21 protein-coding genes are annotated in these 21,730 nt (G+C 46.5%); 10 read left to right on the forward strand and 11 right to left on the reverse strand.

What is annotated here, in order from left to right; genetic code table 11:
• The first annotated feature begins 79 nt into the window (after positions 1–79).
• Complete coding sequence (locus tag QUA34_RS22730; protein WP_333389321.1) at positions 80–562, forward strand: hypothetical protein; 483 nt, start codon at positions 80–82, stop codon at positions 560–562.
• Positions 563–757: 195 nt separating this feature from the next.
• On the opposite strand, the gene QUA34_RS22735 is transcribed toward QUA34_RS22730, so the two are convergent.
• Together QUA34_RS22735 and QUA34_RS22740 are read right to left on the reverse strand one after the other, a co-directional pair.
• Positions 758–1,174: an NUDIX hydrolase gene (locus tag QUA34_RS22735; RefSeq protein WP_333389322.1), complete on the reverse strand. Its 417-nt coding sequence runs from the start codon at positions 1,172–1,174 to the stop codon at positions 758–760.
• A 287-nt stretch (positions 1,175–1,461) separates the two neighbouring features.
• Complete coding sequence (locus tag QUA34_RS22740) at positions 1,462–4,104, reverse strand: M1 family metallopeptidase (protein WP_333389323.1); 2,643 nt, start codon at positions 4,102–4,104, stop codon at positions 1,462–1,464.
• Positions 4,105–4,328: 224 nt separating this feature from the next.
• Between QUA34_RS22740 and QUA34_RS22745 the strand changes: the two genes are divergently transcribed.
• Positions 4,329–5,411 (forward strand): class I fructose-bisphosphate aldolase, encoded by a 1,083-nt coding sequence (locus tag QUA34_RS22745; protein ID WP_333389324.1) that lies wholly within the window; start codon positions 4,329–4,331, stop codon positions 5,409–5,411.
• A gap of 180 nt (positions 5,412–5,591) precedes the next feature.
• A complete protein-coding gene (gene cas6 / locus QUA34_RS22750) occupies positions 5,592–6,473 on the forward strand; it encodes a CRISPR-associated endoribonuclease Cas6 (protein WP_333389325.1) in 882 nt (293 codons plus the stop codon).
• Here cas6 and QUA34_RS22755 read toward each other — a convergent pair whose 3' ends face one another.
• On the reverse strand, positions 6,474–6,800 hold the full coding sequence (locus tag QUA34_RS22755) for an antibiotic biosynthesis monooxygenase (RefSeq protein ID WP_333389326.1): 327 nt from the start codon (positions 6,798–6,800) through the stop codon (positions 6,474–6,476).
• A 428-nt stretch (positions 6,801–7,228) separates the two neighbouring features.
• On the opposite strand from QUA34_RS22755, the gene QUA34_RS22760 reads away from it, so the two are divergent.
• Together QUA34_RS22760 and QUA34_RS22765 are read left to right on the forward strand one after the other, a co-directional pair.
• A complete protein-coding gene (locus QUA34_RS22760) occupies positions 7,229–7,696 on the forward strand; it encodes a response regulator (RefSeq protein ID WP_333389327.1) in 468 nt (155 codons plus the stop codon).
• Positions 7,697–7,796: 100 nt separating this feature from the next.
• Positions 7,797–8,090 (forward strand): DUF2103 domain-containing protein, encoded by a 294-nt coding sequence (locus QUA34_RS22765; RefSeq protein ID WP_333327376.1) that lies wholly within the window; start codon positions 7,797–7,799, stop codon positions 8,088–8,090.
• On the opposite strand, the gene QUA34_RS22770 is transcribed toward QUA34_RS22765, so the two are convergent.
• Complete coding sequence (locus QUA34_RS22770; RefSeq protein ID WP_333389328.1) at positions 8,079–8,705, reverse strand: HEAT repeat domain-containing protein; 627 nt, start codon at positions 8,703–8,705, stop codon at positions 8,079–8,081. The genes QUA34_RS22765 and QUA34_RS22770 overlap by 12 nt on opposite strands.
• Positions 8,706–8,723: 18 nt before the next feature.
• Here QUA34_RS22770 and QUA34_RS22775 point away from each other — a divergent pair, with 18 nt between their 5' ends.
• Positions 8,724–8,906 (forward strand): hypothetical protein, encoded by a 183-nt coding sequence (locus QUA34_RS22775; RefSeq protein ID WP_333389329.1) that lies wholly within the window; start codon positions 8,724–8,726, stop codon positions 8,904–8,906.
• Between the two features lie 6 nt (positions 8,907–8,912).
• Here the strand turns inward: QUA34_RS22775 and QUA34_RS22780 are convergent, their stop codons facing one another.
• From QUA34_RS22780 to QUA34_RS22810, 7 genes are all read right to left on the reverse strand, one after another.
• Positions 8,913–9,752 (reverse strand): HEAT repeat domain-containing protein, encoded by an 840-nt coding sequence (locus tag QUA34_RS22780; RefSeq protein ID WP_333389330.1) that lies wholly within the window; start codon positions 9,750–9,752, stop codon positions 8,913–8,915.
• A 331-nt stretch (positions 9,753–10,083) separates the two neighbouring features.
• Positions 10,084–10,368 carry a phycobilisome linker polypeptide gene (locus tag QUA34_RS22785; protein WP_333327386.1) on the reverse strand — a complete coding sequence of 95 codons (285 nt, stop codon included), beginning with the start codon at positions 10,366–10,368 and terminating at the stop codon, positions 10,084–10,086.
• Between the two features lie 147 nt (positions 10,369–10,515).
• Positions 10,516–11,385, reverse strand: coding sequence for a phycobilisome linker polypeptide (locus tag QUA34_RS22790; protein ID WP_333327389.1), 870 nt, complete (start codon positions 11,383–11,385; stop codon positions 10,516–10,518).
• Between the two features lie 191 nt (positions 11,386–11,576).
• Positions 11,577–12,392 carry a phycobilisome linker polypeptide gene (locus QUA34_RS22795; RefSeq protein ID WP_333327392.1) on the reverse strand — a complete coding sequence of 272 codons (816 nt, stop codon included), beginning with the start codon at positions 12,390–12,392 and terminating at the stop codon, positions 11,577–11,579.
• Between the two features lie 148 nt (positions 12,393–12,540).
• Complete coding sequence (gene cpcA, locus QUA34_RS22800) at positions 12,541–13,029, reverse strand: phycocyanin subunit alpha (RefSeq protein WP_006631256.1); 489 nt, start codon at positions 13,027–13,029, stop codon at positions 12,541–12,543.
• Positions 13,030–13,131: 102 nt separating this feature from the next.
• Entirely contained in the window at positions 13,132–13,650 is a 519-nt protein-coding gene (locus tag QUA34_RS22805; protein WP_333037001.1) for a phycocyanin subunit beta, read from the reverse strand.
• 307 nt (positions 13,651–13,957) lie between these two features.
• Positions 13,958–14,482, reverse strand: coding sequence for a hypothetical protein (locus QUA34_RS22810; RefSeq protein ID WP_333389331.1), 525 nt, complete (start codon positions 14,480–14,482; stop codon positions 13,958–13,960).
• 339 nt (positions 14,483–14,821) lie between these two features.
• Between QUA34_RS22810 and QUA34_RS22815 the strand changes: the two genes are divergently transcribed.
• From QUA34_RS22815 to QUA34_RS22830, 4 genes are all read left to right on the forward strand, one after another.
• A complete protein-coding gene (locus QUA34_RS22815; protein WP_333389332.1) occupies positions 14,822–17,644 on the forward strand; it encodes a cation-transporting P-type ATPase in 2,823 nt (940 codons plus the stop codon).
• Positions 17,645–17,886: 242 nt separating this feature from the next.
• Positions 17,887–19,140: a DNA replication/repair protein RecF gene (locus QUA34_RS22820; RefSeq protein ID WP_333389333.1), complete on the forward strand. Its 1,254-nt coding sequence runs from the start codon at positions 17,887–17,889 to the stop codon at positions 19,138–19,140.
• 147 nt (positions 19,141–19,287) lie between these two features.
• On the forward strand, positions 19,288–19,686 hold the full coding sequence (psb27, locus tag QUA34_RS22825; protein WP_333107406.1) for a photosystem II protein Psb27: 399 nt from the start codon (positions 19,288–19,290) through the stop codon (positions 19,684–19,686).
• A 359-nt stretch (positions 19,687–20,045) separates the two neighbouring features.
• Entirely contained in the window at positions 20,046–21,701 is a 1,656-nt protein-coding gene (locus QUA34_RS22830) for a family 10 glycosylhydrolase (RefSeq protein WP_333389348.1), read from the forward strand.
• Positions 21,702–21,730: the final 29 nt, after the last annotated feature.

A 21,730-nucleotide genomic window follows, 5' to 3' on the forward strand; every position in this document is an offset into this window, starting at 1 on the left:
AACTTATATTTAACTCTGCTTGAATATATCGTGAGCTCCTGTTCTTAGTTTGCGATCGATTATTCAGCAAACCCTAAATATGTCCGACAAACCTTTAGGTAAACCCCGCTCTTTGTGGCGAGTAATTTTGCTGTCGGCAGTCAGCTTGCTGCTATATTACGGATGGTACAAATGGATTATTCAAGAAGAATTGCGTCGCTATAACGGCAGCGGTTGGTCGGGAACTCTTTGCTTGCTTCCTTTTGTTTTAGGAGTAGCCGTCCCCCAAGCTTTGCGAATATTCGACCCTGACGTTCCCGGATGGTTTGGTTGGTTTTCCCTCCTCGGTATTGCTTGGATTTACATCGTGCAGTTCAAACTTTACAAGACAGTGAACGAATTGTACCGCCAAGAAGGAATCAAAGAACCGCTAACAGTTTGGTGGATTTTTGTACCCGGTTTAAATTTAGTTGTCGGCTTCCGACAAATTCACTTTTTGAGCCAGTTTTGGGCGAGAAAACAGGGAATTGAAGTTAAGGATAACTTAGCCGAAAGTATTCCTTTTCTGTCAGCTAACGCTTAAGGGGAAACTTTTTACACTGATATCATAATTTTGTAGGGTGCGTCAGTAATCATAGCTGGATTTTCCAATAATTTAGCTGACGGACGCACCCTACAAGTTTATACTAAGACCAAAAAGTGGTTTGACGCGCGAATTATGGCGGTAAGATGCGCCGAGGCGCACATTAGATAATTAGGTTCTGCGTCCCTGACTGAATCACCAGAACCGATTCGGCAAATCCGCCAAAATGAGTTTGAGTTCCGGTTCATTAACCCGCTTAATTGCTTTAGGAATACTTACCCACTGCCGCTTTCTTTTGCTAGCTTCCGGCCAAATTTCTAGAACTGCTTGCACTTCCATTAAAAATACTCCTACCTGCCAAGTACAGCCTGACTTTTGATACTCGTAAGTTCCTAGCAAATCCGGGAACACTTTACCCAACAAACCTGCTTCTTCCCAAGCTTCCTTGGCGGCGGAATCTTGGGGAGTCATATCAGTTTCAATTAATCCTTTGGGAATCACCCAGCGCTTGCTAGCCGAAGAAGTAATCAGCATCACTTCAATTTCTCCCTCTTGAATGCGGTAGGGAATTACCCCCGATTGCTCAACCAGTAAAATGCTTTTTATACTCATGATTTCTAATATTTGTGGCTACAAAAGCTGCTGTAACCTCATGAACGGTTGTTTAAAAGTAAAAAATAAAAATAGCATCCTGATTCTCGATACTTCCCAAGTTGAGACAGCAATAAAGTGGAGAATAAACATATTTGGCTTTTCCGTTCTGTCGAAAATAGGAAATTCCCATGCACTCCCACTGAACAATAATATTATTATAATAACCGCGCACAATCATCTACCGACAAGCAGATAAAAGCCGATCGCCAATATCTGCCTTTATCTGCGTCGGTAGGATTTTACACCTAATCTTTCTTCGCCTTAGCCTCCAAATTTTCCATCCGACTCCTCAAATCTTGATTCTCCTTTTTCACCTGGTCTAATTCCTCCCGCAACTGCTTTACCGCTGCATCAGAACCAGCATTTTTCTGCACTCTTTGCACAGCTTCATCAGCCATGCGGCGGACGCGGCCATCGGGAGTTTGGTCAGCTAAAGAACGCAAAATGCGAAGTGCTTTGCGAGTTTGCATTTGTCCTAATCCCGCTACTACAGACACTTGAGTCAAGAAAAACGTCTCTTTAGATAATTCTGCCAATCGCTGCAAAATCCGTTCTAAATTGACCTTGGTTTGACCAGTCGAAATTGTGCCTAAAGATCGAATTGCAGCCAAGCGCAAAGCTTGCGGAGTACCGGCGGCTGTATATTTCAATATTAAATTCAGCGCATCTTCAGAAGTTTTCATCTGTGCCAAACCGGCGATCGCACCCGATCGCACTACCTCATTCCACCCCTGACGCTCTTTCAGCACCAATTTTAACTCTTTGAGTACCTGTTCGTCGGTTGGTTTTTCATCGGGGTTAGCCCCTGCAATGGAGCCCATAGCAGTCGCTGCTGCTGCTTCTACATAATAGCTGTCGTCGCCTTTTTCGACGATCGATCTCAGCGCTTTATAAGTTTCGTGAGTTGGGATTTTACCCAGCGCATTTACCACAGCGCGACGAACACGAGCATCTTTATCTTTTAAACCACTTACTAAACCTTCAAAAACTTGGTCAAGTTTAATTTCAACTAACTGACCGGCAACTTCTGCCCGTACCGCCCAGAACGGCTCTTTCTTGAGAACTTCTGATAGCGTTTTCACCGCTTCCAGTCCTCCCTTTTTCGCCAAAGCTTGGGCCGCGTAAATCCGCGAAACAGGGTCTGGATCGAATTGTAACTGAGCTTTTAATTCAGCAATTCCATACTCTAAAATAACAGTTTTTAAGTATTTATTGCCGACATCAAAACTGATAAATGCAGGCTTCTCTTCAAGAGGAAAATAGAAGCTTTGCTCGCGCTCATGCACTCGGACTGTGAAAGTTTTGAGGTTGGGGGTTGAAGATGCCAAACTGTCATCATCTGCTTCTTTTTCCGGCTTGTAACCGAAGCCGATCGGGATTTTCAGATCGAATATATCTTTGCTGTTGCTGTTGCTGTTGCCGTTGCCATTTTTGCTGTCTTTTACCTGAGTTTGGGTAACAGTAATTTTGGCTAATTTGCTGTCGGCATCCCAGGAATAAGCAACCTTATAATCTGGATGACCGCCACGATAAACGTACTGGTCAAACAAAAACATGAGATTGCGACCAGTAGCCTTTTCGATCGCCCTGAGCAAATCGATGGTTTCTACAGTTTGGTGAGCGTTATCCCGCACAAAAGTGTGAATTGCTTTGTAAAATAATTCGTCGCCCAACTCGGCGCGAATCATGTGATAGACGCAAGCACCTTTTTCGTACAAATGGCGATCGTACAATTCAATGGCTTCGCGGTAAACGTGAGTAACCATCGGGCGGCGGTAGCGAGAACTGTCTTCTGCTAAATAACTGCGGGCTTCATTTAACATATAGTAAGCCGCCTCTTCTTTGCCATATTCTTTATCAGTCCACAGCACCTCGGAATAAGAAGCCATGCCTTCTTTCAGCCAAGCATGAGACCAATGTTTAATTACTACTAAATCACCGAACCATTGGTGAGCCAATTCGTGGGCGACTAAGCTTTCAGTACCCCGATTGTCGAGGGCGGCGCGTTCGTCTAACAAGCACCTATCTGTTAGCAAAGTTGTCGAAGTATTTTCCATACCGCCGAAGATGAAATCATCGACGCAGACTTGAGCGTATTTGGGAAAAGGGTAAGGATAGCCAAATGCTTTAGAGAAGAATTCAATCATTTGAGGCGTTTTGCCCATGCTGCGCTTAGCGTCTGCTTCGCGGCTTCTTTCCACGTAATAATTAACTGGTTTGCCGTTCCATTCGTCTTTAATTTCGGCAAAATCTCCTACTGCTAAGGTCATTAAGTACGTCGGGTGTACCTGCGTTTGGGACCAGTGATAAATTTTATCGTCGCCTTCGTTTTTTGTACTAATTAATTCGCCGTTGGAAATAGCAAAGAGTTGTCTCGGAACTTGCACTCGAATTTCCGAAGTTGCCAACTGTCCGGGATAGTCGAAACAGGGAAACCAGAAGCGGGAATCTTCGTCTTCGCCTTGAGTCCAAACTTGTGTGGGTTTGTCTGGATAGTGTTTGTCCGGGCCGACAAAATAGAGGCCACGCTGGGGTTTTTCGACTGAGTATTCGATCGCAATTGTAATTGGTTGGTAAGCTTCGGTTGGTTCGTGTAGTTGAATTTGCAGCACTTCGCCATCGCTGTCGAAATTTTGCTCAATTTCGCCGACTTTTACTGATTTGATATTCAGGTTGACAGCATCTAAGGTTAATTTGTCAATACCGCTGCGGACTGGATTGATGCGGATGCTGCAAGTGCCACGAAAGCTTTGTTTGGGAATATTCAGCACTAAGTCGAGGAAAATGTGCTCTACTTGACCAGGGCGATCGGGGTTGTAGTGGGGCCTGGCACCGGGCATCTCGAAGGATTTGTGACCGTTTTCAGAATCAAAGTAAGTGTGTGACATTGTGATGGCAAAGTTGTGAGTCGATCGGCGATCGCTGGCAGCGCAGATCCGGCTGAACTGCCAGCTTATTATAGAGTAGCGCGTCCTAGTTGCTGTTGTCGCTAACTTGTTAAAAACTGGGTTGAGGGTTGAGGAGATGGAAAAAATGATTTTTTCGCTACAATATCAGCAAGGTTAATGTCTGCAATCATCAGCCTGCAATTGAAATTGAGAGGGAAATCTGTATGACAGCTACACTATCAGTTCCCAGTTCGATCGAATCTTGGCTTGGCGACGAAGCCGAAGACTTGCTCACCCATCAAGCAAAAGTTTCTAAAGATTTGTTGCACCTGCCCGGCCCGGATTGGGTCGATCGCATTTTTGCTCAAACCGATCGATCTCCCCAAGTTTTGCGATCGCTTCAGCAACTCTATTCTAGCGGACGCTTGGCAAATACGGGCTATTTATCTATCCTGCCGGTAGACCAAGGAATCGAACACTCGGCGGCCGCTTCTTTTGCACCGAATCCCATCTATTTTGACAGCGAAAATATCATTAAATTAGCAATTTCTGCTGGCTGCAATGCTGTCGCGACAACGCTGGGAGTTTTGGGAAGCGTATCTCGCAAATACGCGCATAAAATCCCTTTTATTGTCAAGCTCAATCACAACGAGTTGCTAACTTATCCCAATCAATTCGACCAAATAATGTTTGCTTCTGTCGAGCAAGCTTGGAATTTGGGAGCAACAGCAGTCGGAGCAACAATTTATTTTGGTTCGCCGGAATCGACGCGACAAATCCAAGAAGTCAGTCAGGCTTTTGCCCACGCTCACGAATACGGAATGGCGACAATTTTGTGGTGCTATCTCCGCAACGATATCTTTAAACAAGACAAAGATTATCACGTGGCGGCAGATTTGACAGGGCAAGCAAATCACTTGGGAGTGACAATTCAAGCTGACATTATCAAGCAGAAATTGCCCGAATGTAACAACGGCTATGCAGCAGTTGCTAAAGCTAGTGGTCACAGTTACGGCAAAACCGACAAGCGCGTTTATTCTGATTTGACAACGGATCACCCGATCGATCTAACTCGCTATCAAGTGCTCAACTGTTATGCGGGAAGGATGGGTTTAATTAACTCCGGCGGTGCTTCGGGGAAAAGCGATTTTGCAGAAGCAATTCGCACGGCGGTAATCAACAAGCGCGCTGGCGGCTGCGGCTTAATCTCCGGTCGCAAAACTTTTCAGCGTCCCTTTGAAGAAGGCGTAAAATTGTTCCACGCCATTCAAGATGTTTATTTGTCGCCAGAAATCTCGATCGCCTAAAAATTTCCCGCACTCAATATAACCACCTAAACCTAGGGTGCACTAGGCGCACAAATCCCCGTAAACGTAAGGTGCAGACTCTGCACCTTACGTGATTAAAATTCTTTAATCTAAGTGCCAACTTAGCTGTAATATTAATACGAGCTGAAAATATATAGAGACACTGTATAGAATTTAAAAATGCCCCACAGCCTTGTTTTAAACCTGCTGCCAGTTGCACCAATTCCATCCCAGTTTTTAACGGGGCGGCATCTCCACGCTTTGTTTTTGAACCTTGTGAGTGCTGTAGACAGCGATTTGAGCGCGTACCTGCACGACCAGTCTCATGAAAAAGCTTTCACTTTAAGCCCTTTTCAAGTAAGGAGAAAAGAAGCTTACAAAAGCACCACGCCCCAGCCACAAAAGAGAGTTTTGCCTCCGGCTTCCCGCACAATATCTCCGGCTGTCCAGTGGGAACACAAGCAAGCAATTCAGGAAAATACGCCGATTTGGTGGCGAATTTCTCTGCTGGATGACGGTTTGTTCGATCGCCTAACTCAACTTTGGCAGCAACTCAATTTTGAGCGCCCTTGGCATCTGGGCCCGACAAATATATACATTACTAATATTTTGAGCGAACCGCAATCAAACCAGCCTTGGGTAAACTTTTGTACTTACGCCGAATTGTTCGAGAGAGCTTCGGAAACTGAGCGCCAAATTGCTTTTAGTTTTTGCACTCCTACTAATTTTCGGCAAGGTGTATATGATAGTGCTATGCCCACTCGTGAGAGTATTTTCGGCAGTTTAGCGAATCGCTGGAACAAGTACAGCAGGATTGCGATCGAACCTACTTTCACAGAAGCTATTTTTCCCAGTTTCTTCGATATCAGAACAGAAGTTAGTACGGATTCTCGCAGTAAATTTATTGGCTGCGTCGGGGATATTAGTTACCGAATTATGGGAGATATAGCTCCTGCTACTATCAAGCAAATTAACACTTTAGCAGATTTTGCGCTTTACAGCGGAGTCGGGCGAAAGACGCCGATGGGAATGGGAATGACGCGCCGATTGCAGGTTTGTTAATTATTCACTTTTGGGCTGAATTTCACTAACAATTTCATAAACATCAGTGTCTGGTATTTTCGCAAACAAAGGCGCCATCTGCTTCAATATTTCCTGATAAGCTGCGCTTTGATTGGCTGCCATATCTTCTACGCTTTCCCAAAAAATGATGGCAATACCTTTGTCTGTATTGGGCAATTGCAGCAAGTATGCTCCTTTAAAACCTGTGGCATAAGTTGCAACGGCTTTTTCAAAAAGTTGTTCGGCAGCTTCAAATTTTCCTGGTTTAAATTCGCCAATTGCAACGTAGGCAAACTGATGTCTGAGAAAGTCTAGAAATTCTGACATATCTTTTTCCTCACTTAATAGCGATACAGCAAGTTATATTTTACCCGATCGCCCGAAATTTGTGAACTGCACAGGTTGGAGTTTCGCGCTTAGCTCATCGGCGGATTTATTAATTACACGTAACTGCGATCGCCACTCAAATAGAAACTTTTTGAGTCAGGCGGCTAAAATCTTGATTAAATAAACTATTGAATCGCTGATTTTAGACGTTCACAATCCTAGGTACGCCGGAGCGACTTCTAGCGCTAGTACACAAGGTAAAGGTGCTGATAACTCCAGTGTTGTGCGTAACTGCGAGCATACACAAAACCGTAAAAATTTGCTAGTCAAAAGCGGTTTTTTGCAATAACCCTATTGAATTCTTTAAAACTAATTTGTAAGAATGATAACAGACACATACAAACAAAGTAAAGAGCCTGTTCAAACACATGAAAAAAATATTAGTAATTGAAGACGATAACTTAATCCGAGAAACCGTATTAGAACTTCTGGAATCGCGCGGTTTTGAAGCTGTCGGCGCCGAAAACGGACAAGTTGGTATCCAGTTAGCTGCCCAAATTCCCGATTTAATTTTGTCAGATGTCATGATGCCGGAGCTCGACGGTTTTGAAGTATTCGCAGCCGTGCGATCGCACCCTGCAACCGCCAGCATTCCGTTTATTTTTATGACAGCCTCCGAAATGGAAAAAGCCCTGGAACTTAAAGCAGACGGCTATCTCAAAAAACCTTGCAGCGTCGCAGCAATGCTCGGGGCGATCGCCACTCAACTAGAAAAACCGACAGTTACCAACCCACCACATCAAAAAGTACAGGACAATTCTGCGCCATCAAATCTTAGCTTGCGCGCCCCGAACCAAAAATCTCGGTTTGAGATTGTCTCGGTTTGCTGGCAATGACACTCACAGTAACGTTATTGATACATAAGTTGAGGGAATTTCAAATTGGTTCCCCCCAGGGGTGGCTTAGACTGGGTATGTTGAATTTGGTTAAATATTTATGAACGCACAACCCAAAGGCCGCCTAGTTTGGAACCACTCTACCCACCTTCCCGGTTTGATACCAATTTTAGAGCGCCTCACGCTAAAAATCGGCATTCAAACAGTAACTCCGGGCGTCATCAACAAAGTTAAAGGACACATCCCCCGCATGACATTAAGAGTGTCAGTACCCATCCGCGGGGGATTTAAAATCATCGCCAGACAGGGCAAAACCGTACAAGAAGTCTTTATATTAACGACTCTCACTCAAGGGGACTTGGAAGAGACCATCGCCCAAACCCTACCCAAGTGACAATATTTTCTTAGCAAGCAAAGCCCGGGCTTTCACCGAAGTAGTTTCATCGGTTTGGGTGATTTCCTCAAGTCTGGCCGAAACTTCCGCTAACCAATCCGGTTTAACAGTCGCAGCAGCCGCCAAAGCTTGCAAACCCCCCGCTGCTGCGTAGCGAACCACCCATTCTGGATCGCGGGACGCTTGCAGTAGCGTTTTCACAGCGCGAAGTTGACCATCTGCAATTTCTTCTGTGGGCATCAATTCCCAGCAAATCGTCCCCAAACCCCTAACCGCCGCCCGCCGCACGCTCAAAGCAAAGTCATTCGCCGCTGCATCGAGCAAAATCTCCAAACCCCTGGGGTCGCCAATTCCCGCCAAAGCCCGAACAGCCCAAGCTCTCGCCCCGTAATTGTAGCCGTCAAGCTGTTCTAGAAGCGGCAGCACCGCAGCTTCTCCGAGCTGAATTAGCCCATCAACGGCGGCAACAGCGGCGCCTGGGTTGTTGTAACCGAGGACTGTAATTAAGGTAGGAATTGCTTGTTTTGAGGAAGCTGCCGCCAGTGCTTTGACTGCGTTTAACAAGCCTTCGGAAGAATCTGCTTGTTCGACAGCCTGAATTAGTTCTAATGCCATTTATTTGTAAGCTTTACCGTGACCATTTTAATTGTAAGTTGGGTCGATCGCGCGATCGAACTTTTTGCCACCTCACCCACCAACATTCTCATCAAAATATGTAGGCCAACAGCACTGCTGTGTCCTGAAATGTGCTGTGTCCTGAATGTACAGCAGACAATTGAGAATCTCTACACCAATCCTATTTCAGTTGTGAACTAATTTTTTTCAGAGTAAACTATCCATTAAATCCATAACGCGGATAGCATCATCTGATAAAGATAGTGATTCTTGTTGATTGAGGTGATGCTCCAAAACTCCTTTGAGCGCAATCAATTTCAGGCTATTTTCTGCTAAAGTCTCAGAAATAGCTTGCGCTCCCGGCAAATAGCCGATCGCCCCCAAGTCCATCAAAGCCGATCGCCTCAACTGCAAATTATCCCCATTCAAAGCACTTACCAACCGCTCTCCATAAACCCGCTCACCAGTTAACTGATACATCGCCCGCGCCGCAGCGTACTGCACCCGCTCCACAGAATGTTCCAAAAAAGGTGAAATTAGCGGTATTGCTTCTGTCGCTTTCAGCGTTCCCAAAGCTTCAATTACCGAGTCGTAAGGTTGCACGAGGTGGGATTTTCCTGGCACTCGCACAGCGACAGCTACGCCCCCATCCAATAGCTTCATTAGTGGCTCAATAGAATCACGATCTCCCAACATTTCTAGAGCTTGAGCCGCCGCTTCCCTCACGTAATAATCGGCGCATTCCAAACAGCGAATCAGGGCCGGCAAGGCTTGTTTGTCGCTCAATTTACCCAGAGCCCGTGCCGCATTTCGTAATAGGGAATAGTCGCCAATTTTTGTTTGTTCTGACTCTTCTTCCAATGCGGCAATTAAAGCTGCAATAGCTGCAGGTTCCTTGACTCGAAATCTGCCAATCCACCACGCAGCATAATACCGGAGACTGTAATCTTGGGAGTGCAAATTTGCGATCGCCTGTTCAACAGTTAAAGACTCGCCCTCAGCTACACCCGCCGGCGGTGAGTCGGATTCGTAATAATTCATAGTCATTAGTTATTAGTTATTATAGCAATCCTTGCAGGAGTCGTAAACTTTTTACCCCACCCCAACCCTCCCCTTATCAAGGGGAGGGAGTAAGAAATTCACAAATGATGCGAGGATTGCTATAGTTGTTAGTTATTCGGCTATTGAAATCGCTGCTACCCAGACAAAACCTGCAAGGAAACTTGGCGATTAAAATCGCTACTAAACAGACAAAACCCGCCTGGGCGGGTTACATTAACTCTTAGTCCGCTTGGAGTGGACTTTGTTTGTCTAGGAGCGATTTTCATCGCCCCTTCTAGCTTATCTAGGAGCGATTTTCATCGCCCCTCCCACCCAACTATTGGTGATCACCAGATGATTCATGGGATGACTCATGGGATGATTCTGCACTCGCGTTTAAAGGATGAATGCTGACAATTTTCCCGCCCATGCGAGTAATCCGCTGCATTTCTTGATTCATCCGATTGTAAGGCACGGTGATAAATGTACTCGCGCTCGATCGAATCGAATAATCCACATTATCTGTTTCATCGCTTTGGCGCAAGCCGACAACTTCATACCGAAAGCAGCGACCAGCCGAAGCTGTATTGCCACTTTTTCCAGCTACAATTTGACCCAACATAAGCTTCTTGGTAATTGGTGATTCTGACTGTTGACTGTTGACCCTTCGACTTCGCTCAGGGCATCGCTGTTGACTGTTGACTGTTGACTGTTGACTGTTGACTAAAAGCTAGTAACTGCCAACTGCCAAGTGCCAACTGCCAACTGACTAAATTGCAGTAATGCTGGCGATTTTCCCGCCCATGCGTTGAAATTTCTGCATTTGCGAGGACAACTCCTCAACAGGTACGATGAAAGCCTTGCTGCTGCGGCGCACGCTGGGATAGCCGCCCGTGCGAATACCCGAAACTTCCACGCGCACCAGCCGCCCTTCTTTGCCGTAAGCAGCAGCGCCGCCGAAAGTGCTGCTGGGAGTTACGTTTCTAGCAGAAGGCCGATATGCCCAACCTTCGTTACCGCCAGAAGGCCCAACTACAGCCGTAGCGCTGTTAGTGCCGAGTTCGACAGCTAAGCGAGAGTTATTGCCTTCTAGTTGAGATGTATCGCTGTTTGCATAGCCGCGATACAGGCGGAACATCCGGGTAAAACCAACGGTTTTTTGACCACGCTGGGTGTTAAAGCCGCGGTAGTAAGGTACGATACTTTCGCCGAAGTTTTCTTGATACTCTACTGAATCGATGTAAGAATCAATATCAGCGTCGTAGCCTTGTGTTTGGTACAAATCTAAGTGTTCAACTACTTCAGATTCGTCGTAGGGAGCGCGACCGAGCAAGTGTTTGTAGTTTAGTTCGATCGTCCGAGTTTGGAAGCTGTTGTAGAAAAACTTGGTTTTGTACAGTTCTGACTTAGCTACAGCGCGTACAAATTCTCGTACCGTCAAACTGCCGTCCCGCAGCAAAGACTCGGAACTTGTAAGTCGCTCGGATTTCATTAAATAGTCGTTGCCCAGCACCTGACGGTAAACCGCACGAATCACAGTTTCAACGTCGTCTTTGCTGTAGTTCGGGCGCAGTTCTACCTTCGGCGCATCGCTCAATGCGGATGTTCCTAGTCTGGACGCTGCTGTTGTAATCGCCACCAGATTTTCTCCTAAATTATTAATGACAAAAGTTTAATGCTTGGTTGCACTTGAAATTTTTAGGACTAAGGATAATATGCCTCAAAGTAGGGTGTACACTGCACACCTTACATATCCACATAAAATTGAAGAATTTTTTAGCCTTAGTCCTAATTTGGTAAAGACGTTTCAAAAAAACGTCTTTACAAACTTTAAGCTGTGGTAATACTTACCACTTTGCCGCCACATTTGTTGATTTGCTGCAAGCGGCTCGAAAGTTGCTCGTAAGGCACGAGATATTCGGTAGTTGTCCGCCGCACTTGAGGCGAAAACTTAGCCGCACCTTGCATTGCGGTGACTCGGTAGAGTTGGTCGCGAGAACCGCCGGAAGTACCGCCAAGGGCTTTTCCGGTGGAGGCTGTGTGTATCGGCGAAGCCATATTTCTCGCTACTTCCCAAGTCAGCCGGGCTTGGGTTTGGTTTTGCGATCGATCGCTAGAAGCAAAACCCCGGTACAATTGAAACATCCGGTTAAAACCGACGGTTTTTTGACCTCTTTGGGTCGCGAAACCGCGATAGTAAGGCACTATACTGTCGCCAAAATTTTCTTCATACTCAACTGAGTCAATGTAAGAATTGATTTCAGCTTCGTAGCCTTCTGCATTGTACAAATCAACGTGGAAAGCAATTTCCGACTCGTCGTAAGGAGCGCGACCCAACAAATGCTTGTAGTTAAGCTCGATTAACCGCGTTTGCGAGTTCGGATAAAAAAACTTTTTCCGATAAGTTTCGGAATGTGCAATTGACCGCACAAAATCTTTCACTGAAATCTGCCCTTGCATCAGCAGAGATTCAGCACTGGTCAGTCGTTCGCTCGACATTAAATACTCGTTGCCGAAAACTTGGCTGTAAGCCGCGCGAATTACTGCTTTCGCATCGTCTTGCGTCCAGTGGGGGCGCAGTTCTACTCGTCCCGCTTCTTCAAATGCTTTTATTCCCAACCGTTCTGCTGCACCTAATCCCGCCATCTTCGCTTCTCCCTTTTTTGCTTTAAAAACTGAAAACTGCTTAAAAAAGTATTTGCAAAACTAGGCTTAGATCGCAGATGCCCGGAATTCTAAACAACCGCTAACACTTAAGCTAACAGCAGCTTACAATTCCGGGCATCACGCAAATCTAGCTCAGAGCGTTGATTGCGTAGTCGATGTAGGAATTCGCTTCAGTTGCAGCGTCGCCACTCAGACCGTGGTTGCCTTTGATGTACTTGAGAGCTTCAACGTACCAGCTAGGAGACAATTCAAATGTCCGGTTGATTTCGTCAACACCTGCAATCAGGTACTCGTCCATCGGACCGGTGCCGCCTGCAACTAAGCAGTAGGTTACCATCCGCAGGTAGTAGCCGATGTCGCGAGAGCACTTGGCTTTACCGGTTGGGGTAGAAGCGTAGTTAGGGCCTTGCATTTGTTGTGTGTACGGGAATTTGTTGTACACAGCTTGAGCTGCACCGTCGATCAAGCGCTGAGAGTTGGCGGTCAAAGCCTTGGCTGCTTCCAAACCGGCTGCTGCTTGGCGGAAACGGCCGAAGGCGACTTGCAGTTCTGTGCTGCTCAGGAAACGGCCTTGAGAATCGGCTGCGGTTACTGCTTCAGTCAAAGGGGTTTTCATTGTTCTGGTTTCTCCCTAATGTTGTGTTGTTTTTGTACAAAAATGATTGTTTGCAAAAATGCGATGCTCGCTTCTTTACAAGAAAGGTTCGCTTGGCTATTTTTAGCCGACTGCATTGGCTGCGCGGTCGAAGTAGCTGCCGATTTCAGACATCAGCGAGCTGCAATCACCACGGGTAACACCGTTGGGGTCGTTAGCGATCGCGATCGCTGCTTCTTTCATTTTTTGCACGCCGGCTGCAACTGAGCCACCGGGAACTCCCAGAGCTTGGTATGTTTCACGCAGACCGTTCAAGCAGCGGTCGTCCAAAACGCTGGCGTCGCCTGCAAATGTTGCATAGGTGACGTAGCGCAAGATGATTTCCATATCGCGCAAGCAAGCTGCCATGCGGCGGTTGGTGTAAGCATTACCACCAGGAGCGATCAGTTGAGGCTGTTCAGCGAACAGGGTGCGAGCTGCATTGGCTACGATGCTGGATGCGTTGCCGGTGATGCGGTTTACTGCGTCAATCCGCTTGTTGGCGTCGGAAACCATGCTGCTGAGAGCATCTAGTTGACCCTGAGCTAGAAATTCGCCCCGAGCGTCAGATTGGGAAACCACTTTTGTAAATGCGTCAAACATGAAAGAACTCTCCTATTTGAGTTAATTGAGTTTGGTTGCGGTATAAAACCGTTAAGTTAAATTTGTTCAGGCTACGAGTGCCTGCAAGGGTTGAAATTTGATGCCAGCTAATCTGCTGGTCCCATCGATCTCTCCCTTTCCGCTACCTGCACTATTGTTACATTGCAACGGAGGTTTAAGAAACCTTAGAAAATTTTACACCTTTTATGAGATGCGACAAACCTTGTCAATCAGGGTTTTTGTTAACTTTGGCCTGTCGTTTCAACCCTCTGATAATCTTTATACAATGCTCGCCTGCGTTTGTTTATTACAAATTATTACAGAAACTTATCTCTCTAAGAAGGTAAATATTTGGGGTGCAAGTGCGGGCAAATCTCCTTCCTAGGGTAGATGCGCGAGGGTACTCATAAACGAAGAGTTTGCTTCGATCGCCCTGCTGTGGCGGTAGAACCCCCCCGAACCGTCCCGTGGGCCGATCGTCTTTGTTGGCTTTCTCTGGAAAAGCGGAATTGTTAAGAAGTATTAAGTAAATTAAAGTTTTCGTAAAAGAAGGCTGGGGAATAGGGAAAAAACCAAAAATTCTGCCCAATGTCAGGAGGCCTGCAAAATTCGGTGTGGGAAAAATCCAAAAGATTGTGAACCCCCTCGCCACAGCCTCAGCTTTTACCAGAACTATCAGCATTGAGTGAGTAAACTCAGCCGTTGGAAGTTGAAATACCGGGCCCGGTATTTCATAACGCGGGGATGCTTGGTCTGGGGAGTCATTGGATTTGACCCCAGAGGAAGCATCTACTGTTTGTCCTGCAGCGGTTGCAAAAAATACTTTCTTCATCTATATATTGACATCCTCCCCGGCCGTACCGCAGGATTCCAAGAATCACTGCTTGGGCTTCCGTCAAGCGAAGGACGGGGCTTTAAACCCATTATTTTTGGTAAGGTGGATAGGTGCTCTCAGCGGTAGGTCTACAAACGGCGCGATCGAGCCGCCAGACGCAGTGAAGTTAAAAGCTTTTTGCTTCCCCGGCATCGAACCGCCCAAAACGAGTCGCAAGTTAAACAGTTTTTTACTCAGAACTCAAAACTTAAAACTCTCTCACTGTAATCAGCCAGATGGATCGGCTGTAGCTGTCCGGCCACAACCACCTTTATGCCCCACGATCGATCGTAATTTATGTCTTCAAATTCTCCCTCTTCTTGGCACACCGTAGCAATTGACCAAACTCTCCAGCAGCTAAGCAGCAACAAAGACGCTGGCTTGAGCAGCAAACAGGTGTCAGAACGCTTGCAGCAATACGGCCCCAACGAACTCGAAGAAACAGGAGGCCGCAGTCCGTGGTCGATTTTTGTCGATCAGTTCACCAACATCATGTTGTTGATGCTGATGGGTGTGGCCGTGATTTCGGGTTTTTTGGACTTTCGGTCGAATACTTTTCCCAAAGATGCGATCGCCATTTTTGCGATCGTCATACTCAACGGCATTCTCGGCTATTTCCAAGAGCAAAGTGCTGAAAAAGCCCTCGCAGCCCTCAAAAACCTCGCTTCTCCCCTAGTCAGAGTCCTGCGGGACGGCAAAACTTCAGAAATAGCAGCCAAGGAACTCGTACCTGGAGACGTGATGCTGTTGGAGGCTGGGGTAAAAATAGCAGCAGACGCACGCTTGATCGAATCTTCCAACTTGCAAGTCAGAGAATCAGCTTTGACGGGGGAAGCTCTAGCAGTCACCAAGCAAGCCGATCTAGAACTTCCAGAAGATGCTTCCTTGGGCGATCGACTCAACCTGATTTTTCAGGGCACAGAAGTTGTTCAGGGACGAGCAAAGGCGATCGTCACCAACACTGGAATGCAAACTGAACTGGGCAAAATTGCCACCATGCTTCAGTCAGTAGAAAGCGAACCGACTCCCCTGCAACAGCGGATGAGCCAGTTGGGAAATGTTCTAGTCTCCGGTGCCCTAACCTTAGTCGCAATTGTCGTCATCGGCGGCATGATTACCTTCCAAAACGGCAGCCTCGGGTTCGATACCAGCAGGTGGGAAGAGTTGTTAGAAGTTTCTCTAAGCATGGCTGTGGCTGTGGTTCCCGAAGGACTCGCAGCAGTCGTGACAGTTACTCTGGCACTCGGAACTAGGCGGATGGTGAAACGAAACGCCCTGATTCGCAAACTGCCGGCCGTAGAAACTTTGGGATCGGTAACTACCATTTGTTCTGACAAAACAGGTACTCTGACTCAAAATAAAATGGTTGTTCAGCTAGTGTCTACGGGCGACTGCACAGTCGCCGTGGCAGGCGACGGCTATGCACCGATCGGAGATTTTACCGATCGGCATACATCGACCCAAATTAATAATTTAGAAGAATATCCAGAAGTCGAATCTTTATTAATTGCCTGTGCAGTGTGCAACGACGCAGTATTGCAGCAAGAACAGCAAGAATGGAAGATTTTGGGCGACCCCACGGAGGGAGCTCTGCTGTGTGTAGCGGGAAAAGCAGGAATATATAAGGAAAAACAGTCTCAATTGCTGCAGCGGACGGCGGAATTTCCTTTTTCTTCCGAACGCAAACGGATGAGCGTGATTTGCGAAGTGCCCGGCAGATCGGGACATTCGGGATTTCCAGCAGCCGAAGGACAGCAGTCGAATTATTTGATGCTGACAAAAGGTTCTCCAGAGTTGACTTTGGAGCGCTGCAAAGGCATTATAGCCGGCGATCGAGTACAACCTTTAAATCAGGAAATGCGCGATCGCATCCTCGCCGAAAACAACAACATGGCAAGCGGCGGTTTGCGAGTCCTGGGGTTTGCGTACAAACTCTGGGAAAACGTGCCGCCCCAAGGTTCCGAGGAAACCAGCGAACAAGAAATGATTTGGCTGGGACTCGTCAGTATGCTCGACGCCCCGCGCCCGGAAGTCCGGGAAGCAGTGGTGAAGTGCCGCGATGCAGGCATTCGGGTGGTGATGATTACAGGAGACCACCAATTGACAGCAAAAGCCATCGCCTACGATTTAGGTATTGCTAAAGAGGGCGATCGAGTTCTCACCGGTCAAGAATTAGAAAAGCTTAGCCAAGAAGAACTCAAACAGCAAGTCGAACAGGTTAGTGTTTACGCCCGCGTTTCCCCCGAACACAAATTGCGAATAGTCCAAGCTTTGCAAAGTTGGGGCAAATTTGTGGCGATGACCGGCGATGGCGTTAATGACGCCCCCGCTTTGAAACAAGCCGATATCGGAATCGCTATGGGGATTACCGGCACCGATGTCAGCAAAGAAGCTAGCGATATGGTGCTCCTCGACGACAACTTCGCAACTATTGTCGCCGCCGCTGAAGAAGGGCGAGTGGTTTATAGCAATATTCGCCGCTTTATTAAATACATTTTGGGCAGCAACATCGGCGAAGTTTTGACAATTGCGGCCGCACCTTTAATGGGTTTGGGAGGAGTGCCGCTGACGCCACTGCAAATTTTGTGGATGAACTTAGTAACAGACGGCGTTCCCGCTTTGGCCTTGGCCGTCGAACCGGGGGAACCGAACGTGATGAAAAAGCCTCCTTTCAGTCCGCGAGAAAGTATTTTTGCGCGGGGTTTGGGTTCTTACATGATTCGGATCGGGATTATTTTTGCAATTTTGACGATCGCGATGATGTCCTGGGCTTACGGATATACCACCAACCCTAATCATGTTGGAGATCCCGAGGCTTGGAAAACAATGGTGTTTACAACTCTTTGTTTGGCACAAATGGGTCACGCGATCGCAATTCGGTCTAACACTCAGCTAACTATCGAGTTAAACCCCTTCACTAATGTTTTTGTTTGGGGAGCTGTTATTGTTACTACTGCTTTGCAATTAATGCTGATTTACGTTCCGCCGCTGAGAGCCTTTTTCGGCACTCATTATTTAACGGGGTTTGAGTTGCTGGTTTGCTTCGGTTTCAGCGCTCTGATGTTTGTCTGGATTGAAATGGAAAAACTGTTTGTGCGCTTTTACAAATCTCGAAAATAGTGTTAATGGCTAACGAATAATGAGCGATGTTTCATTATTCGTTAGACTGCTCGCATTTGACCAGATTCTCAACACTATAAAGTCATGGCAAGCGCAACGATCCGCAAAAACTGCAATTCCAAAGATTCGCCATGGAATGGGTAAGGTACGCAATGGGCACCCTACGATAACTTTACTGCCAATTCCTGATTCCGAATTCCCAATTCCCAATTCCCGATTCCCGATTCCCGATTCCCAATATTATGTATTTAAAAACGCTGCACCTACGGCAGTTTCGGAACTATTTCGATCAAAAGGTAGCATTTGACGCTCCCAAAACCATTTTAGTAGGAAATAACGCTCAAGGAAAATCTAACTTGTTAGAAGCGGTAGAGTTGCTTTCTACATTAAAAAGCCACCGGGTAGGGCGCGATCGCGATTTAATACTCGACTCAAAGCCGATCGGCCAAATTGATGCTACACTCGAACGTCAAACCGGAGCGATCGACTTAGCTTTAACTCTTCGCTCTGCAGCGCGTCGAACACTGAAGCTCAACGGTGAACCGCTGCGTCGCCATTTAGACTTTTTGAGTGTCTTAAATGTAGTGCAATTTTCTTGTTTGGATTTGGACTTAGTGCGCGGCGGGCCCGAAGGAAGACGCAATTGGATCGATCGCCTAGTCATCCAATTAGAACCGATTTACGCTCACATTTTGCAGCAGTATAACCAAATTTTGCGCCAGAGAAACGCTCTGTTGAAACGTTCTAAAGAAATCAGGAAAGCGGAATTTTCTGAAGGTTTTGATAAAATGCGATTTATCGGATCTGAAACTCCCGAAGACCCAAATATCGCAGAATTCCCAATGCCCAATGCCCAATCCCCAATCCCCAATCCCCAATCCCCCATTCCCAGTTCAGAATTAGCTTTGTGGGACGCGCAGTTGGCGACAGCGGGCGCTCGCGTGATCCGCAGGCGCGATCGAATTTTGGAGCGTTTGATGCCTTTAGCTCGAAATTGGCACGGTTCAATTAGCGGTTCTGCCGAAGTTTTAGATGTGAAATACGATGCTAATATTGAAGTAAGTTCGGAATTTATCGCTAAAGACAATCTCGAAGGAGTGCGGCAAGCATTTTTAGAGAAAATTCAAAAAAGGGCGATCGCAGAACAGTTTCAAGGAACCACTTTAGTCGGCCCCCACCGCGACGACATTACATTTACAATTAACAATACCCCAGCTCGTCAATACGCATCCCAAGGTCAGCAGCGAACTCTGGTATTAGCATTAAAATTAGCCGAACTGCAGCTTATTGAAGAAGTCGTCGGCGAAGCGCCTTTACTATTGCTCGACGACGTACTTGCAGAACTCGATCTGAGCCGCCAAAATCAACTTTTAGAAACAATTCAAGAACGATTCCAAACTCTGATTACTACAACTCACCTAGGCGCTTTTGATGCTCAGTGGCTGCGACAAACCCAAATTCTCTCCGTCGTTGCTGGACAAATCAATCGATTTTAGATTTTAGATTTTAGATTTTAGATTGACAAATTTTATGTTTCATGGTAAAGCTGAAAAAAAGTTGAGAAATTGGCACTATTAGCTCAATTCAAGATAGGATAAAGGTTAATTTTGATTGCCGCTTTCGCTTCCATTTTTCTAAACCTTATGAAGCATTACATTTCCCGTCTGTTAGCCCTAGTATTAGTTGTTGTCATCGGCGTAGCGGGCTGTACCAATGTTCCCGCCACTCTGAGTGGAGATTATGGCCAAGACACATTAGCATTAGTGAAGAGCTTGAGAACAGCGCTCACTTTGCCAGAGGGTACGCCGGAAAAAGCAGCCGCTCAAGCCAAGGCTCGCACAAGTATCAACGATTTTTTTGCTGAATACCGCCGCGATCCCGCTCTTACCAAGCTGGCCTCTTTCACGACAATGCGGACGGCATTAAACTCTTTGGCAGGACATTACAGTTCCTATCCCAACCGTCCGGTTCCTGAAAAATTGAAAAAGCGTCTTGAGTCAGAATTTCAGCAGATTGAAGCTGCTCTTAACAGAGGAGCTTAATCTCAAAATTTAGGATCGAGGATAAATTTTAATAATTCATCTTGCATCCTTGATATTTGAGTGTTAACAATTTTTAGTAGAAATATCAACTGCTTTTAGCGCCCACTGTATCCAGGCGCTTTTTTATGCAGCATTTAGGGAAAAAATACTGCAAAACGGTTTAATCGCGGAGTCTTGTCTTACCCGATCGCCCTTATTGAATTTAAATAGCCGCCAGATAGAATTTGCACTGTGCGATCGACTTGTGCCATAACTAAGTCAACGGAAAAAAGTAGAAAATTTGTAGCTGCTTGTTGAGCGCGATCGGCAAAATGCGATCGCCACCCAATTTAAACCTGAAAACCCCATTCAATTCTCCCATGAAAATTGCACCAACTCGCATCGCGAATTTTCAACACCAGCGACGCTTTTTAAGTGCGGTAACTGCTGTTTTAACCAGTAGCTTCATCAGCCAACTTGTGTGGCCGTTTATCGGAAATCAACCAGCTTTTGCCCAAACATCAGCCTATTGCCAATTATCCCCAGAACAGGTAAATCAAAAAGAAGACTTGCGCCGCGCCGCGCTGTCGGGAAAACGGGAATCTCAGCAAGCATATTTTGCTATTTTGAACAAACACGCGCGGGAAATAGCAGAATGTCGCCAAAAAACTTGGCCCGAAACCCAAGCAGTTTGGCTGCGTTTATATCCCTGCGATGTCAGACCCGGAGAACTCGATCGAGTATTAGACAAAGTTGTGAATAAAGGCTACAACCAAGTCTATGTCGAAGTGTTTTACGATGGTCAAGTGCTGCTACCAGCAGCAGACAACCCTACGGTTTGGCCTTCTGTTTTGAGAAATCGCGGTTACGAGAAATACGACTTGTTAGAAAAGGCGATCGCCAAAGGCAAACAGCGAGGTTTAAAAGTCTACGCCTGGTTATTTACCATGAACTTTGGCTATAGCTATGCTCAGCGTCCAGACAGACAGCAAACCCTCGCTATCAACGGTAAAAATCAGACAAGTTTAACAGTAAGCGAATACGCAGCAATTAACGAGGACTTCGGAGAAGTTCCGGGCAATCAAGCCTTTATCGATCCGTACAACCCGCAAGCACGGCAAGACTATACTTTGTTAGTAAATCAAATAGTCAAGCGCAAGCCCCAAGGAATGTTGTTCGACTACATTCGCTATCTACGGGGCATCGGACCCGCTTCAGTTGCTACCAAAGTTCAAGACTTGTGGATTTACGGCCCAGCATCGCAGCAAGTTCTTTTGCAGCGGGCTAGCAATCAGCAAGGGCGAGATTTAATTCAGCGATATTTGACTAAGGGATTTATAAATACTACTGACGTTCAAGCATTAGTCAAACAGTATCCAACTGAGCGAGAACCTCTTTGGCAGGGTCGAATTCCGCAGGCCATGTCAGTAGCAACTTCACCTTCAAGAACGCAGAATGCCGTATCAAGAACAGCCTCAACAACTCCCGCCACTAACAAGCCAAACCCTACAACTCCCACACCAAAACCGACACCGACACCGACACCGCGGCTTCCCGATACCGGCATTCTGCAAAAAGATTTGTGGAAACTAAGCGTTGCTCACGCCGTTCAAGGGATTTTAGATTTTTTGGGGATAGCAATTCAACCAGCTCAAAGGATGGGAATTCCTGTAGGAGCGGTGTTTTTTCCCACTGCAAATCAAGCGATAAATCAAGGGGGATATGATTCGAGATTGCAGCCTTGGGACACATTTCCGGCTGCTATAGAATTCCACGCCATGTCTTACGGAAATTGCGGCGATGTAAGCTGCATTGTGCCACAGGTGCAGCGAACAGTAAGTTTAGCGCCTGCGGGAGCAAAAATTATTCCTGCCATTGCTGGAGATTGGGGAAAACCTCTGAAAAATCGGCCGTCTTTGGAGATTCAAATGGCGGCAATTCGCTCTGCGACGCCGCAAATTAATGCGGTGAGTCATTTTGCTTTTGGGTGGCAAGAACCGGAGGATGAAAGGGCACGGCAAACTTGCCGGTTGTAGGGGGATTAGTTGTTGTAGAGATGCGATTT

Origin of the sequence: Microcoleus sp. POL10_C6, assembly GCF_036701585.1 — a bacterium.
Lineage (GTDB): Bacteria > Cyanobacteriota > Cyanobacteriia > Cyanobacteriales > Microcoleaceae > Microcoleus.